This is a genomic window from Brucella pituitosa (assembly GCF_965577835.1).
Classification (GTDB): domain Bacteria; phylum Pseudomonadota; class Alphaproteobacteria; order Rhizobiales; family Rhizobiaceae; genus Brucella; species Brucella pituitosa.
In genome coordinates this window covers 1,562,524-1,578,958 of sequence record NZ_OZ264093.1, presented here as the reverse complement: position 1 = coordinate 1,578,958, position 16,435 = coordinate 1,562,524, and the positions used below count along the sequence as shown (strand labels likewise).

Below are 16,435 nucleotides of genomic sequence, written 5' to 3'. Positions count from 1 at the left end.
TTAGAAATACTTAGACAGCAAGCCGGACAAGCAATCAACTGGTTCTGACAAATCTTTTCTGATTGTATTTGAAGTGTTAAATCAGTTTGTGGTGCGTTTAGTCATCGTGACGAAACAAAGAGGAATGCCGAATGAATCTGTCCGCCTATTCAACTGTTGCGTGCACGCCGTCTGTTGAAGAATATTTGCATCTTCGCGCAGTGGCGGGATTAAGTTCGTTTTCGGAAGAGGCGGCAGCTCAAGGACTTAAAGGCACCGTTTTTGCTGTAGTCGTTTTGCACGGCGATGCAGCTATTGGAATGGGTCGGTTGATTGGAGATGGAGGCTGCTTTTTCCAGGTGGTGGATATTGCAGTCGATCCAAGACATCAGGGGCAAGGTCTCGGTAAGTCGATTATGAATGCTATCATGCAGTATGTGGATGCCGAGCTTCCTGATTCAGCTTACGTGAGCCTGATTGCCGATGTGCCAGCTAACAAGCTCTATGAAAAATTTGGCTTTCAGGAAACCGCTCCAAGATCGCTTGGGATGGCTTATCGGGTAAAGAAAACCGCTTGAATAGGTGTCTCTGATTGGCGGTCTGGGAAATTAAAAAGGTCCTCCTGATGGCATTATCTTTCTAAATTATCTGTAACTTTCAGTCGCATCTTGCTGATGTTACTCTGGATTTGCGTTCCGATTCATGGGCAGGGGCATCGGTTCGCAGTCGCTCCAGCAGCCTTGCTGCGGAGCGACTTTTGTCTAGCGGTTGCTGCACCAACCATTTGCAACTGCAACAAACTGTCATTTTTGTTTTCGGTCAGTGTATTTATTTATGGATTGCAACCTGTTTGCAGGAAGGCACCCGTATCGCGCACCCCAAGCCCCCCGCCCAAATGCGCGATGCGGGCCTTTGTCTTCGGCGGGTTTGCAGTCTCTTCTGTTATTTGCAAGTCTAGTTATAATCATACAAAAATAGTATGATTATGTACTTGCTCGTTTAATTTGCTTTATTGAAACAATACTGTTATCAAGCAGCCTCTTGGGAGGATTAAACCGCCTGTGCGCGCTCAGTCGCTGCCGGGCGGTTTTCCATTTTTAGGCCATCTCGAAACCGTTTCACACTTTTCGAGATTGGCACCTAAGGCGCACGTCAAGGCCAAGTTCCAGAGCGCGCATATCAGCTATGCATATTTGTTTCTTGTAATCATTGTGCCTGCCGCCTATTTTCGGGTTGTTCAGTTTCACTCCTCCTCCCAGAAACTGAACTCGAAGCGCGGCACTCCTCCTCCCAGTCGCGCTTTCCAGATCAGCCCGCTTCGCACTCCTCCTCCCAGCGAAGCGGGCTTTCTTGTCTTCAGCGCTGAATTTTGTCTTTTCAATTTCACCGATCGTGGCGATGTATTTTCGCGCACGTTTCTGCAGAATTTTTCCGTTTGGTCGATGTGGAATATGCAATAGCCGCCGGGTTAAGCGTTGTTGCAATTCGATTTCAGAGGTGAGGGCGGAGCGCGCGCAAGTTGTTCCGCTTTAAGCGAAATATCCCCAAAGTACCTCATGCAATTTCCAGAAAAGCAATGGCGCACGAATATGTGTAATTTTTGACGTTTACGGAAACGTCAAAGTACGCTAGTTTTGCCCCGGATTTGGACTCTGGCCTTCAAAAAATGAGAAGGCAGATGTCTGAAAATGGCAAAAATGGCTGGTTTTTTGAGTTTTAGAACCCATTTTTGTCAGCAAGGACATGCTGTCATGCATTTGAGTGCTTCATGTGACAGACATGCCAAAACGCAGGTGGGAGCCTGTTCCGCTTCATGCGGGGCTGAGCGGGTTATTGATTTGGAGGATTTCGATGCCGAGCTATCGCGCGCCAGTTGAGGATACAAATTTTGTTCTCAATGACGTTTTGAATTATCAGCGCTACAACAACCTGCCGGGCTTTGCTGATGCAACGCCTGATGTGGTCGAGGCGATCCTGTCGGAAGGCGCGAAGCTTGCTGAAGGTACGCTGTTCCCGGTCAATCATACGGGTGATCAGGAAGGTTGCGTCCGCGCATCCGACGGTTCAGTAAGGACGCCAAAGGGTTTCAAGGCTGCCTATGACCAGTATCGCGAAGGCGGCTGGCTCGGCCTCGCCGTACCGGAGCAATATGGCGGGCAGGGGCTTCCTTATCTCCTGCACACGGCTGTTGGCGAATATATGTCGTCTGCCAATATGGCGCTCACCATGTATCCGGGCCTGACACAGGGCGCGATTGCCGCGATCCTGACCCACGGCACCGATGAGCAGAAGGACACCTATCTGCCGAAGATGGTGGAAGGCACCTGGACCGGCACGATGAACCTGACCGAGCCGCATTGCGGTACGGATCTGGGCCTACTGCGCACCAGCGCCGCGCCGCAAAAAGACGGTTCCTACAAGATTTCCGGCCAGAAGATTTTCATCTCGGCTGGCGAACACGACATGTCCGAAAACATCATCCATCTGGTGCTGGCCCGTATTGACGGCGCGCCGGAGGGCGTGAAGGGCATTTCGCTGTTCATCGTGCCGAAGTTCATTCTCGATGAAAACGGCAATCCTGGCGAGCGCAACGGTGTTTCCTGCGGTTCCATCGAAGAAAAGATGGGCATTCACGGCAATTCCACCTGCGTCATGAATTATGACGAGGCAAAGGGCTTTCTGATCGGCGAAGCCCATAAGGGCTTGCGCGCTATGTTCACCATGATGAACGAAGCGCGTCTTGGCGTTGCCCTGCAGGGCCTTTCGATTGCCGAAACCGCATACCAGAACGCCGCCATCTATGCGCGTGAGCGTATTCAGGGTCGTGCGCTTTCGGGTGCCGCGGCACCGGACAAGAAAGCCGATCCGATCATCGTGCATCCAGATATCCGCCGCAACCTCATGAACATCCGCGCTTTCAACGAAGCCGGTCGCGCGCTTATCCTCTGGACGGCACTCAACTCCGATATCGCCCATCGCTCAGGCGATGAAGCCGAACGTCAGGCGGCAGATGATCTCGTCGGCCTTTTGACGCCGGTTCTGAAAGGCGTTCTGACCGACAAGGGTTTTGAACACGCCGTCATGGCGCAGCAGGTCTTCGGTGGCCACGGCTATATCGAAGAACACGGCATGAGCCAGTATGTGCGCGATGCGCGTATTGCCATGATCTATGAAGGTGCGAACGGCATTCAGGCGCTTGACCTCGTCGGCCGCAAGCTGGCGCTTAACGGTGGTCGCGCAATCACTGCCTTCTTCAAGGAAGTGGGCGATTTCTGCGAAACCAATCGCGAAAATGAGAAGCTTTCCTTCTTCACCAAGCATCTGAAGAAGGGCCTCAACGATCTTCAGGCCGCCACCATGTGGCTGATGCAGAATGCCATGGCCAAGCCCGACAATGCCGGTGCTGCCTCCAACGACTATATGCATCTCTTCGGACTGGTGGCGCTCGGCTTCATGTGGGCGCGCATGGCGAAGATCGCGGAAGAAAAGCTTGGCAATGGCGAAGGCAACAAGGCGTTCCTTGAAGCCAAGCTTGTTACCGCGCGCTATTATTTCGAGCGGATCATGCCGGAAAGCGCAGCACATCTCGCACGCATCCAGTCGGGCGCGGATTCGATGATGGCGCTCAACGCGGACACATTCTGAGTTAGAGATCAGGCTGAGTTAGAGATCAGGCTAAGTTTTCGAACTTGGCGGGAAGGAGCAAAAATGGCTGAGGCTTATATTTACGATCACGTGCGCACACCGCGCGGACGTGGCAAGAAGGATGGCAGCCTGCACGAAGTGCCTGCCGTTCGTCTGGGTGCGAAGGTTCTGGAATCCCTGCGCGACCGCAACGGTATCGACACGGCAAAGGTCGATGACATTATTTTTGGCTGCGTCGACCCGGTCGGTGAAGCTGGTGCGGTCATCCCGCGTTCGTCGGCTTTTGAAGCCGGTTACGACTTCAAGGCGCCGGGCATCCAGATTTCGCGCTTCTGCGCTTCCGGCCTCGATGCGGTCAATCTGGCGGCAGCCAAGGTCGCCTTCGGTTCCGACGATCTGGTGATTGCAGGCGGCGTAGAAAGCATGTCGCGCGTCGGCATGGGCATGTCGGGCGGTGCCTGGTACATGGACCCATCGGTAGGCTTTCCCGGCTATTTCATGCCGCAGGGTGTTTCTGCTGATCTGATTGCCACGAAATATGGCTTCAGCCGCGATGACGTCGACGCTTATGCCGTCGAAAGCCAGAAGCGTGCTGCCAAGTCGTGGGAAAAGGGCTATTTCAAGAATTCGGTCATTTCGATCAAAGACCAGAATGGCCTGACCATTCTTGACCATGACGAGCACATGCGCCCTACGACCGATATGCAGGCACTGGGCCAGCTCAATCCGTCCTTTGTGATGCCGGGCGAAATGGGCGGCTTCAATGCGGTCGGCATTCAGGCCCATCCGGAAATCGAAACCGTCAATCACGTCCACCATGCTGGTAACTCGTCGGGCATCGTCGACGGTGCGGCTGGCGTTCTGGTTGGCTCCAGGAAGGCTGGCAAGGCATTCGATATCAAGCCGCGTGCGCGCATTCGTGCTTTCGCCAATATCGGCTCCGAACCAGCGCTCATGCTGACCGGCCCGGTCGATGTGACGGAAAAGCTTCTCAAGCAGGCCAAGATGAAGATCTCGGACATCGACCTGTTTGAGCTGAACGAAGCCTTTGCTGCCGTTGTTCTGCGCTACATGCAGGCCTTCGACATTCCGCACGACAAGATCAACGTCAATGGCGGTGCCATTGCCATGGGGCATCCGCTCGGTGCAACCGGCGCAATGATCCTCGGTACGGTGCTGGATGAACTGGAACGCCGCGATCTTAACACTGCGCTGGTGACCTTGTGCATCGGTGCCGGCATGGGCACGGCGACAATCATCGAGCGCGTGTAAGGCGAGGGAGGTTTTACGAATGGCTTATGTAAATTTCAAAGTTGAAACCGACGCCGATGGCATTGCTCTCGTCACCTGGGACATGCCTGAAAAGTCGATGAATGTCTTCACCGTCGAGGCGATGCAGGAACTGAACGCCATCATCGATGCGGCGACTGCCGACGATAAGATTAAGGGTGTTGTTATAACATCCGGTAAGGACAGCTTCTCCGGCGGCGCCGACCTGACCATGCTGGAGGGCATGTTCAAGGAGTTCCAGAAGCAGAAGGCCAAGGACCCGCAGGGCGCGGTCCAGACTCTGTTCGACAATGTCGGCAAGATGAGTGGCCTTTTCCGCAAGCTTGAAACCTGTGGCAAGCCTTGGGTTTCGGCCATCAACGGAACCTGTATGGGCGGCGCATTTGAAATGTCGCTCGCCTGCCATGCCCGCGTTGCATCCGATGCGCCGGGCGTGAAAATGGCTCTGCCGGAAGTGAAAGTCGGCCTGTTTCCGGGCGCTGGCGGCACGCAGCGCGTTCCGCGCCTTGCCAATCAGCAGGACGCGCTCCAGATGATGACGACCGGTTCCAGCCTGACCGCTCAGCGCGCCAAGGCAATGGGTCTCGTCACCGAGATTGCTCCGGCCAAGAAGCTGGTTGAAACCGCAAAGAAGCTCATCAAAGGCGGTCTCAAGCCGGTTCAGCCATGGGATGAAAAGGGCTTCAAGCTGCCGGGCGGCGCGATCTATTCGGCTGCCGGTGCGAACCTTTGGCCTGCCGCAACCGCAATCCTGCGTCGCGAAACCTCCGGCAATTATCCGGCGGCACTCGCTATCCTGAAATCGGTTTATGAAGGCCTTCTGGTTCCATTCGATACCGGTCTTAAGATCGAGCAGCGCTATTTCACTGAAATTCTCCAGACGACCGAAGCGGGCATGATGATCCGTTCGCTCTTCGTGTCGTTGCAGGAATTAAACAAGGGCGCACGTCGCCCGGTTGAAGAAAAGCCAACCAAGTTCAAGAAGATCGGCGTCATTGGCGCGGGCTTCATGGGTGCAGGCATTGCTTATGTGACAGCTAAAGCAGGTATCCCGGTGGTGCTGATCGATCGCGATCAGGAATCTGCCGACAAGGGCAAGGCGCATACGGCTGATCTTATCAGCAAGGAAATGCAGAAGGGCCGCGCTACTGAGGCCGACAAGGAAAAGCTCCTGTCGCTTATCACCGCAACGCCGGATTACGCGCTGCTCGAAGGGGCGGATCTGGTGATCGAGGCCGTGTTCGAGGACCGCGAAGTCAAGCGGGTTGCGACCGAGAAAGCCGAGGAAGTGCTGAAAACCACTGCGGTCTTTGCTTCCAACACCTCGACCCTGCCGATCACTGGTCTTGCGAAAGTCTCCAAGCGTCCGAAGAACTTCATCGGCATTCACTTCTTCTCGCCTGTTGACAAGATGATGCTGGTGGAAGTGATCCTCGGCAAAAAGACGTCCGAGAAGGCGCTCGCAGTTGCACTCGACTATGTTCGTGCGATCAAGAAGACGCCGATTGTCGTCAACGACACGCGTGGTTTCTACGTCAATCGCTGCGTGCTGCGCTATATGTCGGAAGCCTACAACATGCTCGTTGAAGGCGTTCCTGCTGCGATGATCGAAAATGCCGCCCGTATGGCCGGTATGCCGGTTGGTCCGCTGGCGCTCAACGACGAAACCGCTATCGACCTGTCGCAGAAGATCCTCAAGGCAACGCTTGCCGATCTTGGCGAAAAGGCTGTCGATCCGCGTCATGTGGAACTGGTGGATCGTCTCGTCAACGAGTTCGACCGCAAGGGCCGCAAGAACGGTAAGGGTTTCTACGATTATCCGGCCAAGCCTGCCAAGAAGCATCTGTGGCCGGGCCTCAAGGATCTCTATCCGCAGCAGAACCCGGACAAGATCGATGTGAAGGAGCTGAAGGAACGCTTCCTCGTCACCATCGCTCTGGAAGCTGCGCGCGTGATGGAAGAAGGCATTGTCACCGATCCGCGTGAAGCCGATGTCGGTTCCATCCTCGCCTTTGGTTTCGCTCCTTATACGGGCGGTACGCTGTCCTATATCGACGGTATGGGTGCGAAGAAATTCGTCAAACTTGCCAAGGAGTTGCAGCGCAAATACGGCCAGCAGTTCAAGGCACCGAAGCTGCTTCTCGACATGGCCGAAAATGGCGAAAGCTTCTACAAGCGCTTCAACCCATATAAGGGCGAGGCGAAGAAAGCAGCCTGATCTGCGGCCTGTTGAGCCTTTTAAAAACGCGCGACATTTCGATGTCGCGCGTTTTTATTCATAAATAAGAAAATTTTCCCTGTAGAATAGCACATCTTGCGTAAAATCAGGCTTTAAGCTAGGTTTGGCACAATATAGGATGGATGGTTAGGTTTAAAATCCTCTTTGGCGGGTTAAAGCAATGTTTTCTCACGACAGCGTATGGGCTGCGATCGATGCCTTGGCAGAACGCAATTCTTTAAGTGCGTCCGGTCTTGCGCGCCGTGCAGGGCTTGATCCGACTACTTTCAACAAATCCAAGCGCTATGCTTCCGATGGGCGCGCGCGTTGGCCGTCAACAGAATCACTTGCCAAAGTGATGGAAGCGACCGGGGCAACATTTGACGAATTTACCCGATTGATCCGTGGTGAAATCGGAACGCCGCATTACGGTGAATATTTGCAGGAGCCGAGCGCCATTCCTCTGCTTGGTATGGCAGAAGCAGGAACGGGTGGCTTTTTCGACGACGCCGGGTTTCCTGCCGGACAAGGCTGGGATGTCGTTCAGTTTCCAGCTTCGCCAACTGATAATGTCTATGCGCTGGAAGTTTCGGGCGACTCCATGTTGCCGCTTTATCGTGATGGCGATACGCTGGTCGTAGCACCCAATGCCCCGGTTCGCCGTGGCGACCGTGTGGTTGTTCGTACCAAAGACGGAGAGGTTATGGCCAAAATCCTGCATCGCCAGACACCGCGCACAATTGAACTTCATTCGTTCAATCCTGAATTTCCAAACCGTTCCTTTGAGACCAGGGATGTTGAGTGGATCGCCCGTATTCTATGGGCGAGTCAGTAATGGTAAAACAGCAGACAAAGAGCCATGCACGCATTGTTTTTGGTGTTTTTGCAGGCATAACCGGTGCCATTCTGGTGGCTGCGTTTGTTGCGCCGTTTTATGGCGCGCTTGATCGTCCGGTAACGCTGGTCGAAAGCGGGGACGGTCAAAGTAAACCGGATGCTGGTGCAGGTAATGGGATTGTCGTTGAACAATTCGATTACAGCGAGCCTGATACGGGTTCTGGAACAGATCAATCGGCATCGCAGGATGGCGCACCCGCTCCAGAGCCAGCCCCGGACGATGAAAGTCAGAATACGAATAGCCAGACAGATCAGAATCCGCTTGAGCGCGAATCCGCGCGTCCGCCTTTAAGTGATCTGGGGCTTGCCTCAACGCCGAAGCCGCCAGAACCTCCGGCACCGAGTGCGCCGGTTGATGAGGGCGAGCCGATGCAACTGCTGCAACGTCCTGTTGCTTTGGCTGCTGGAAAACTCGAAAGTCAGGGCCGTATCATCGATCTGCAAGGCATCGAAACTGTGCCGCTTGAGCAGACCTGTCAGTCTTCGTCGGGTGAAACATGGCCTTGTGGCATGCTGGCGCGAACTGCTTTCCGCCAATGGCTGCGTTCGCGTGCAATTATGTGTCGCCTGCCACAAAACGACAGCGGAGCAGCTGTCGCAACCCAATGCAGTGTCGGCAATGATGATGCAGCCCTTTGGCTCGTAGCGAACGGTTGGGCGAAAGCTGCGCCTGGTGGCGCCTATGTTGAAGCCGGACAGAAGGCAGAAGAGGCAAAACTTGGCGTGTATGGTAACAAGCCAGACACATCATTGCCGAATCTTGGTTCCGATACCGGAGGCCCGCTGCAAAACCCTTCGCCTCTGGCTCCGGAAACTGAACCGCAACCGTCTTCACCATCGCCCCAGCAAGGAGAGTTTCCGCCCGCCCCGCCACCTATGGAACCCATGGTGCCAGCACCCGCAAATTAGAGCATGTCTCCCAAAAGTGGGAGCCGGTTTTAGGATAAAGACATGCGTTAAAACAAATAGTGAGACGCATTTCTAACGATTCATCTTAAGCATGAAATGCTCTAAGCGTTCTCCGCAAGATAACGAGCGGCTTTATTCAGCCGTTCGTTCCTGGTTCTGACGGGATGCACCGTTACGTGGTAGTGTTATGACCACGAGACAGGAGATGATCAGCGCCACGCCCAGCCAGCCCATTGGAGCGAGGCGTTCTCCTACAATGACAACGGCCAGAAGTGCTGCGACTACGGGTTCTATCAGCGTGATCGTCGTGGCCATGCTTGTCGAAATTCGTGCAAGGCCTATGCCGAAGCAGAGGTATCCGACGAACATCGGAACCATAGCCATGTAGAGACCGACGGCTGCGTTGCTCCATGAAGCTATGAAGGGTGCGCCGGTCATAAACAAAACCGGCATCAGCAACAGCCCGCCAATTCCGAATGTTGCACCCATTGCGACGGACGAGCGTATTCCGCGTAACATGAGACTGCGTGCAGTCCAGGAATAAAGGGCGTAGGTCAAGCCTCCTAGCAGACCAAGACAGATACCGATCAGAACCGAGTTACCTGTCTGTGTGCCGCTATGCATCGAGCCCTCCGCGATGCATAACAGGATCATTCCAAACAGGCCGATAAGCGCGCCCCACAGCCATTGCTTTGACAAGCGCGTGCCATCGAACAGATATTCGATGAGAGCGGATAGCAGCGGCGCCGAACCAATGGTCACAACTGTTCCGATGGTGACGCCCGCCATGCGCATAGAGGCGTAAAAAGCGAGCGGATAGATAGCAACCGCCAGCCCACCTAATACCAGATTGCGCCAATGTTTCGAGAGATCCGGCAGCGCGCGCAATATTCCACGCCCGGCCAACAGTGCTTGCAATAATCCACCAATGCCCATCGCTGCGGCGCCAATTGCAATAGCGCTGACTTCCGGCGCAAAAGTGGCAGCTGTGCCGGTGGTTCCCCAGACGATGGCGGAAAAGAGAACGGCAGCGACGCCGATTGTATAATCACGGGATGAAGTGTTCACAGAAGCTCCAGCATGTCGGATGCCATAGCGCGAGCTTCCGAAACGCATCCGCTATTGCCTTCCAGCCCGGCTCTCGACATGGCGCCTTCGAGCAGAAAAGCCATGTGCTTGGCGAGTGCTGTGGCGCGGGCAGGATTATGCGGTAAAAGCTCCGTCAGCTGGGCAGCGAGCAGCGCTTCAACTTCGCGCTTATGATGCTTTACAGCCTGTCGCCCAATGTCGTCTGCAGAGAGTTCAGCCGCCGCATTCAGCAGGCCGCAACCGCGAAAACCGCGCTCATATTCGTGCTCGGCATGATCCTGATAAGCATCGAAAACAGCAAGAACTTTGTCTTTAGTTGTTGGCGCATGTTGCAACCGCATCTGGTACAGCTCAAGCCACTCGGCGTGGCGCGCTTCGAGATATTGATTTACCAGATCCGCTTTTGAAGCGAAGTTGTTGTAGAGGCTCTTCTTGGCAACACCTGCTTTTTCAACAATGGCATCAATGCCCGTGCCGCCAATCCCGTTATTATAAAAGAGAACGGCAGCGGCCTTGAGCAGCTTGTCTCGCGCACTTTCAGAGGAGGGTTGTTTGTTGCTCATCTTGAAATCTCATTAGTAGGTAGGTCGTACTACCTACTAATGAGGCGTGAGTCAATCGGAAGGGTTTTCACCATGGGCGAACGTGTCGAGCGTGGCCTGCATTTCATCCATGGAAAGCGGACCGCCGTGCCCTTCGGTTTCTATGATGCGCAACTGGCTTGCAGGCCATGCCTTATGCAGTCGCCAGGCGGTTATCGCAGGTCCGCTAAAATCACGTCGACCGCAGATCAGAACAGCCCGAATGTGGGCGATCTTTTCCATGCCATTGAGGATCTCGCGACCATCGCGCAAAAAACCGTCATTCGCCCAGTAATGGGTGACGAGGGTTGCAAAAGCGAGACCAGTCATCTCGCCAAAACGGCTCTCGATTGGTGTCCAGTTGGGGTCGAGCGAAATATGTGTCGCCTCCCATCGGTTCCAGTCGCGTGCTGCCTGTGAGCGATCTTCCAGATTACCGCTTGCCAGTCGTCTGGCATAGGCTTCAACGACGCGCTCGCCGTCGCGTCTCAATGAGGCTTTCTCGAACTCGTCCCACGCTTCTGGAAACAAGTTCCCAACGCCTTCAGTAATCCAGTTTACTTCACTCCGGCTGGTGGTTGTTACCGCTACGAGTACCATTTCGGAAACATGGTCTGGATGCGCCTGCGCATAAGCGAGCGCAAGCGTTGCGCCCCATGATGAACCTGCAATAAGCCACTGATTGATGCCCAGATGTTTGCGGACGGCTTCAATATCTTCAATCAGGGTATGGGTGTTGTTGAGATGAAGCTGATCTAGATCGCCTATCGCAAGAGGACGGCTGCGCCCGCAACCTCTCTGATCGATACCGATGATATGATATTTCTCTGGGTCAAAGCGTTGCCGGTAGCTGCCTGATCGTAAACCGCTTCCAGGACCACCATGCAGATAGAGTGCCGGTTTGCCTTTTGGATTGCCCGATGCCTCCCAATAAATCTCATTGCCGTTTGATACAGCAAGCAAGCCGTTGGCGAAGGGTTCGTAGTGGGGATAAGGCATCTGTGCTCCGGTTATTACCGGGCATAAAAAAGCCTCACCCGGTGGGATTCCGGGTGAGGCTTCTCATAAAAATATCAAGCGTTTATGACAGTGTTCCAGCAAGTGCTTTCTGGATCAGCGCACGGGTTTCATCGATGCCATAGAGAGCGACGAAAGAACCAAAGCGAGGGCCGCGTTCCTGTCCAATCAGCACTTCATAAAGCATTTGGAAGAAGGAAACCGATACGCCCGGGCCACCTTCAGGGCTCTTCTTGGTGTGATCCTGATAACGCTCGATTGCACGGGCGACATCCAGAATAGCATTCTGAATGTGGTTGCCATCGCTGCCAGTGGGCAACGTTGCAAGCTTGGCATCCAGTGCTTCCAATGCTGCGCGTTCCACATCGTCCGGCGCACGGAACTGCTTGGTTGGCTTGACGAAATCGTTGAAGTAACGGATCGCGTAGCCAACAAGCGCATTGAGTTCCGGGTTGTTTTCCGGCGTTACACCCGGCACATGGCGGGAGATGAAGCCCCACAGCACGCCCGGATTTTCTGCATTCGATGCGCTCACCAGATTGAGCATCAGCGCGAAGGTAATCGGCAGGTTCACCTTTGGCGGGTTACCGTAATGGATGTGCCAGACCGGATTGTTCAGACGATCCTTCCATTCCTGACGCTCATAAGCGGAGAGATATGTGAAATACTCGTCTACAGCCTTCGGGATCACGTCGAAATAAAGCTTTTTCGCGGTCTTAGGCTTCTGGAAATTGTAGAGTGCAAGGCTTTCGGTCGGCGCATAGGCCAGCCATTCGTCAATGGCAATGCCATTGCCCTTCGACTTGGAAATCTTCTGGCCGATCTGATCTAGGAACAGTTCATAGACAAAATGTTCCGGTGCGCGACCGCCCAGAATTTCACAGATGCGGTCGTAAATGCCCGCATTGGTCTGGTGATCCTTGCCAAACATTTCGAAATCGACACCAAGGGCTGCCCAACGCATGCCGAAGTCCGGCTTCCATTGCAGCTTCACATTGCCGCCGGTGACAGACAGGGTAGTTTCAACACCGTCTTCATCGTCAAAGGTAATGGTGCCAGCCTTGGCATCCACCTTCTTCATCGGCACGTAAAGCACGCGGCCAGACTTTGGCGAAATCGGCAGGAATGGGCTGTAGGTCGCCTGACGCTCTTCACCAAGCGTCGGCAGCATCACTTTCATGATGTCGTCATAACGTTCCACGGCCTTTAGCAGTACCGCATCGAACTTGCCTGACTTGTAATATTCAGTCGCGCTTGCAAACTCGTAATCGAAGCCGAAAGTATCGAGGAAGCGGCAGAGCATGGCATTGTTGTGCTCTGCAAAGCTCTTGTACTCGCCACCAAATGGGTTTGGCACGGCGGAAAGCGGCAATTGCAGATAAGGCTCAAGCGCTGCCTTGTCCGGAACATTGTCCGGGATCTTACGCATGCCGTCGAGATCGTCGGAGAAGCAGATGAGGCGCGTCTTGACCTTATCGTCTGTCAGAATGCGAAATGCATGACGAACCATCGAGGTGCGAGCCACTTCGCCAAAAGTGCCGATATGTGGCAGACCCGACGGGCCATAGCCGGTTTCGAAGATTACCGTTTCCGGCATGCCGGTCTTTGCATAACGCTTCAGGATTTTTTTAGCCTCTTCAAAAGGCCATGCTTTCGCTTCCGCGGCCGCCGCGGTCAGTTCCGGGGTCAGCGTAATTTCGGGAAGACGATGCGAAGTCATGGTTTTATCCTGATATCCTGTGAAGGGCTTTATTCGTTGAAAACGGTGTATGTATACACGCTTATGCTCTATGGCGCGCCCCGGCGCGCGCGTCAATCTTTGCTAACCCTATTGCGACCGAATTTCCTTGCGCAAGTGCGATAGGCTTCCTACGTTTCCTGTCGATTGACCTTCAGTTTTGATTCCGATCGCATGATGCAGGAGCATTTGATGAACAAGATTTCACCGCAGGACGCTCTCGTCTACATCATGGTGACGACATCCGCAGCCGATACGGCTATGACTGATGCAGAGCTTGCTTCCATTGGTAACGTGGTATCGCGTCTGCCTGTGTTTCAGGGGTTTGATCCCAAGCGCCTGCCGAAACTGGCAAGTGATTGCTATGCGCTGCTGGCCGATGAAGACGGATTGGAAAAAATTCTCGATCTTGCGCATGAGGTGCTGCCCGAGCGGCTTTACGAGACAGCCTATGCATTGGCTGTTGAAGTCGCTGCCGCCGATTTGCATGTCGAGCAGGAAGAGCTGGAGTTCCTTCAGATGCTGCGTGATCGCTGGGATCTCGACGAGCTGACGGTTGCGGCAATCGAGCGCTCGGCACGTGTGCGTTTCCGCAAGCTCTAAAGCGGGCGGGGTTAATCCCGCCCGCTACATAAGGTGGACTGGATTAACCGACGGCTGGAACGCGTCGGGCTTTGCGCCATTCGATTGCTGTCCGCATCAGGTGGGCAGCATCTGCGAATGTTGCATTTTCTTTCCAACGCTCCGCGTGGATGAGATTGGACGGAACGATGTCTTTCAATGCTTCAAGCGTATGGCGAGGGACTGTGTCGGTACAGCTCCACAAGCGCCGAAAAACGACACTTATACGCGTGATCTTACCATTGATTGCTACGACTGGTTCTGCTGATTCCAGATTCCAGTGCTCATAAGCATCCACTGCGTCCTGAAATGCGTGATGCAAATAGATCGGTGCGTGACCGTCATGAAGTGGGGGCAGCAAACTGGGCATTTCTGTTTCCTCTCTTCCAATGGTGGTTCAGCTTCAGGCATTTACGGAAACTTCAATACAGGACTCCGCAAACACGGTTCAAAAAGAGCTCATACCGGCTCTTCATGCATATGCCGTATCGATCTCATCCTCACGAAATACGACAACACATAATTAACCATGATCTATGCAAGGGCGGGTGTTTGGCAAGGAGGAAATTTCTTTAAACGGGCCAGAATGGGAAAATCAGTTCAGCTTAAAGTTAGCCAATAGTCTGCCTCATGCCCACATTATTAGGGCTTTTTTACCGCTTCTTAAATTGAGATCACTTCGGAAAAGAGAAACAGTTTTCGATATTTATTGCCACGGTGACACAATTTGCCCTGTAATTGTTTGGACGTCGGTGTAGACAAGAAAAAGGGGAACTGAATTTCAGAGGCAGTGACATGGCTCGGTTTATTGCATCGCGCAGAGCATTTCTGGTTGGCTCGACTTCACTGGCACTTTTGCCTCTTTTGCCGCGATGGGCGGCAGCGGAAGACAAGGCACAAAAGGGTGGACGACTGGTTGTTGCGGCGGATTCCGAACCGCGCAATCTCAACCCGGCTATTGTCGCCTCCAACGGTGTCTTCTTTGTTGCAAGCAAGGTGATAGAACCGCTCGCAGAAGCTTCTTTTGATGGTGAAAACGGTCTGGAACCACGTCTTGCAATCAGCTGGGAAGGCTCTGATGACGGTCTGACTGTTACATTCCGTCTGCGTGAAGATGTAAAGTGGCATGACGATACGCCGTTCACCTCTGCGGACGTGGCATTTTCTGCGATGGAAGTCTGGAAGCCGTTGCAAAATCTCGGACGGGTTGTGTTCAAGGCACTTGAAAAAGTTGAAACGCCTGACGAACATACGGCGGTTTTCCATTTCAGCGAGCCAACCCCGTTCCAGCTTATCCGTAATGCACTGCCCGCGCTCACTGCTGTCCTGCCAAAGCATGTATTTGATGGCACTGACATTGCTGCAAACCCGGCCAATGAAAAGCTCATAGGCACCGGGCCTTTCAAATATGCCGAACACAAGACCGGTGAATATTATCGGCTTGCGAAGAATGATAACTATTGGGGTGAGGGTGAACCCTATCTCGATGAGATCATCTATCGTGTATTGCCGGACCGTGCTGCGGCTGCAGGCGCGCTGGAAGCCGAAGAGATTGATCTGGCTGCGTTTTCCGCCGTACCTCTGGCCGATCTCGACCGTATCTCGAAAGTACCGGGACTGACGGTTATTTCCAAAGGTTATGAGGCGTTGACTTATCAGCTGGTCGTAGAGATCAATCATCGGCGCAAGGAACTGGCAGATATCAAAGTTCGTCAGGCGATCGCGCACGCCATTGACCGCGATTTCGTGGTGAAGACGATCTTCCTCGGTTATGCCAGGCCTTCGACCGGACCTGTTCCGCAATATGATAGCCAATTTTATACTGGCGATGTGCCCGCCTATGCCTTCGACGTAGAGAAGGCCAACGCCCTTCTGGATGAAGCTGGTTACAAGCGTGGCAGTGACGGCACGCGCTTTGTGCTGAAATTGCTGCCAGCACCTTATTTCAATGAAACCAGGCAGTTCGGTGATTATCTGCGCCAGGCGCTGGCGGAAATCGGCATCGATGCGCGTATCGTCAATAATGATTCAGCAGCGCACCAAAAGGCAGTCTATACGGACCACGATTTCGATCTGGCAATCGCACCAACTGTTTATCGCGGTGACCCTGCTATTTCGACAACTATTCTGGTTGAAAGTGGAATTCCTGCGGGCGTACCGTTTTCCAATCAGGGCGGTTATGCCAATGCGGAACTGGATGCGGTGATTGCAAAAGCCGCGCATGAGATCGATGAGAAGAAGCGAACTGCGCTTTATCATCAGTTCCAGAAATTGGTGGAGGCCGATCTGCCGCTTATCAATGTGGCCGAGTGGGGCTTTATAACAGTCGCCAACGAGCGTGTGAAAAATGTCTCCAACAATCCGCGCTGGGCGGTATCTAACTGGGCGGATGTCTGGATTGCACAGTGACGAAACATTGCTTTGATTGTACGCTCAAAGCGTGGCGCAGAT

General features: G+C 53.8%; 14 protein-coding genes. 9 read left to right on the top strand and 5 right to left on the bottom strand.

What is annotated here, in order from left to right; genetic code table 11:
- Window positions 1–131: 131 nt before the first annotated feature.
- The 7 genes from ACSME1_RS18590 to ACSME1_RS18560 all read left to right on the top strand — a co-directional run bounded on the left by ACSME1_RS18590 (window position 132) and on the right by ACSME1_RS18560 (window position 8,938).
- Entirely contained in the window at window positions 132–557 is a 426-nt protein-coding gene (locus tag ACSME1_RS18590) for a GNAT family N-acetyltransferase (RefSeq protein ID WP_424577622.1), read from the top strand.
- Window positions 558–1,040: 483 nt separating this feature from the next.
- Entirely contained in the window at window positions 1,041–1,439 is a 399-nt protein-coding gene (locus ACSME1_RS18585; protein WP_424577623.1) for a hypothetical protein, read from the top strand.
- A gap of 391 nt (window positions 1,440–1,830) precedes the next feature.
- Complete coding sequence (locus tag ACSME1_RS18580; RefSeq protein ID WP_435655175.1) at window positions 1,831–3,624, top strand: acyl-CoA dehydrogenase C-terminal domain-containing protein; 1,794 nt, start codon at window positions 1,831–1,833, stop codon at window positions 3,622–3,624.
- 63 nt (window positions 3,625–3,687) lie between these two features.
- Complete coding sequence (locus tag ACSME1_RS18575; protein WP_094539007.1) at window positions 3,688–4,896, top strand: acetyl-CoA C-acetyltransferase; 1,209 nt, start codon at window positions 3,688–3,690, stop codon at window positions 4,894–4,896.
- A 19-nt stretch (window positions 4,897–4,915) separates the two neighbouring features.
- Window positions 4,916–7,132 (top strand): FAD-dependent oxidoreductase, encoded by a 2,217-nt coding sequence (locus tag ACSME1_RS18570; protein WP_435655174.1) that lies wholly within the window; start codon window positions 4,916–4,918, stop codon window positions 7,130–7,132.
- 181 nt (window positions 7,133–7,313) lie between these two features.
- Window positions 7,314–7,967 carry a S24 family peptidase gene (locus tag ACSME1_RS18565; RefSeq protein ID WP_024896442.1) on the top strand — a complete coding sequence of 218 codons (654 nt, stop codon included), beginning with the start codon at window positions 7,314–7,316 and terminating at the stop codon, window positions 7,965–7,967.
- The gene (locus tag ACSME1_RS18560) at window positions 7,967–8,938 is read left to right on the top strand and encodes a thermonuclease family protein (RefSeq protein WP_435655173.1); all 972 of its coding nucleotides are present in this window, start codon (window positions 7,967–7,969) and stop codon (window positions 8,936–8,938) included. The genes ACSME1_RS18565 and ACSME1_RS18560 overlap by 1 nt, the downstream gene beginning before the upstream one ends.
- Window positions 8,939–9,070: 132 nt before the next feature.
- Here the strand turns inward: ACSME1_RS18560 and ACSME1_RS18555 are convergent, their stop codons facing one another.
- The 4 genes from ACSME1_RS18555 to ACSME1_RS18540 all read right to left on the bottom strand — a co-directional run bounded on the left by ACSME1_RS18555 (window position 9,071) and on the right by ACSME1_RS18540 (window position 13,345).
- Window positions 9,071–10,006, bottom strand: coding sequence for a DMT family transporter (locus ACSME1_RS18555; protein WP_435655172.1), 936 nt, complete (start codon window positions 10,004–10,006; stop codon window positions 9,071–9,073).
- The gene (locus tag ACSME1_RS18550; protein WP_435655171.1) at window positions 10,003–10,590 is read right to left on the bottom strand and encodes a TetR/AcrR family transcriptional regulator; all 588 of its coding nucleotides are present in this window, start codon (window positions 10,588–10,590) and stop codon (window positions 10,003–10,005) included. The genes ACSME1_RS18555 and ACSME1_RS18550 overlap by 4 nt, the downstream gene beginning before the upstream one ends.
- A 51-nt stretch (window positions 10,591–10,641) precedes the next feature.
- Complete coding sequence (gene pip, locus ACSME1_RS18545) at window positions 10,642–11,607, bottom strand: prolyl aminopeptidase (protein ID WP_435655170.1); 966 nt, start codon at window positions 11,605–11,607, stop codon at window positions 10,642–10,644.
- An 82-nt stretch (window positions 11,608–11,689) separates the two neighbouring features.
- A complete protein-coding gene (locus ACSME1_RS18540; RefSeq protein ID WP_424577630.1) occupies window positions 11,690–13,345 on the bottom strand; it encodes a lysine--tRNA ligase in 1,656 nt (551 codons plus the stop codon).
- A gap of 210 nt (window positions 13,346–13,555) precedes the next feature.
- On the opposite strand from ACSME1_RS18540, the gene ACSME1_RS18535 reads away from it, so the two are divergent.
- A complete protein-coding gene (locus tag ACSME1_RS18535) occupies window positions 13,556–13,966 on the top strand; it encodes a tellurite resistance TerB family protein (RefSeq protein WP_024896436.1) in 411 nt (136 codons plus the stop codon).
- Between the two features lie 43 nt (window positions 13,967–14,009).
- Here ACSME1_RS18535 and ACSME1_RS18530 read toward each other — a convergent pair whose 3' ends face one another.
- Window positions 14,010–14,354, bottom strand: a complete 345-nt coding sequence (locus ACSME1_RS18530; protein WP_024896435.1) for a hypothetical protein — start codon at window positions 14,352–14,354, stop codon at window positions 14,010–14,012.
- Between the two features lie 425 nt (window positions 14,355–14,779).
- On the opposite strand from ACSME1_RS18530, the gene ACSME1_RS18525 reads away from it, so the two are divergent.
- Window positions 14,780–16,393: an ABC transporter substrate-binding protein gene (locus tag ACSME1_RS18525; protein ID WP_435655169.1), complete on the top strand. Its 1,614-nt coding sequence runs from the start codon at window positions 14,780–14,782 to the stop codon at window positions 16,391–16,393.
- Window positions 16,394–16,435 lie beyond the last annotated feature (42 nt).

Coding starts and splice junctions, on each gene's coding strand:
- ACSME1_RS18590 (WP_424577622.1), top strand. CDS start 132: ATGAATCTGTCCGCCTATTCAACTGTTGCGTGCACGCCGTCTGTTGAA.
- ACSME1_RS18580 (WP_435655175.1), top strand. CDS start 1,831: ATGCCGAGCTATCGCGCGCCAGTTGAGGATACAAATTTTGTTCTCAAT.
- ACSME1_RS18575 (WP_094539007.1), top strand. CDS start 3,688: ATGGCTGAGGCTTATATTTACGATCACGTGCGCACACCGCGCGGACGT.
- ACSME1_RS18570 (WP_435655174.1), top strand. CDS start 4,916: ATGGCTTATGTAAATTTCAAAGTTGAAACCGACGCCGATGGCATTGCT.
- ACSME1_RS18565 (WP_024896442.1), top strand. CDS start 7,314: ATGTTTTCTCACGACAGCGTATGGGCTGCGATCGATGCCTTGGCAGAA.
- ACSME1_RS18560 (WP_435655173.1), top strand. CDS start 7,967: ATGGTAAAACAGCAGACAAAGAGCCATGCACGCATTGTTTTTGGTGTT.
- ACSME1_RS18550 (WP_435655171.1), bottom strand. CDS start 10,590: ATGAGCAACAAACAACCCTCCTCTGAAAGTGCGCGAGACAAGCTGCTC.
- pip (WP_435655170.1), bottom strand. CDS start 11,607: ATGCCTTATCCCCACTACGAACCCTTCGCCAACGGCTTGCTTGCTGTA.
- ACSME1_RS18540 (WP_424577630.1), bottom strand. CDS start 13,345: ATGACTTCGCATCGTCTTCCCGAAATTACGCTGACCCCGGAACTGACC.
- ACSME1_RS18535 (WP_024896436.1), top strand. CDS start 13,556: ATGAACAAGATTTCACCGCAGGACGCTCTCGTCTACATCATGGTGACG.
- ACSME1_RS18530 (WP_024896435.1), bottom strand. CDS start 14,354: ATGCCCAGTTTGCTGCCCCCACTTCATGACGGTCACGCACCGATCTAT.
- ACSME1_RS18525 (WP_435655169.1), top strand. CDS start 14,780: ATGGCTCGGTTTATTGCATCGCGCAGAGCATTTCTGGTTGGCTCGACT.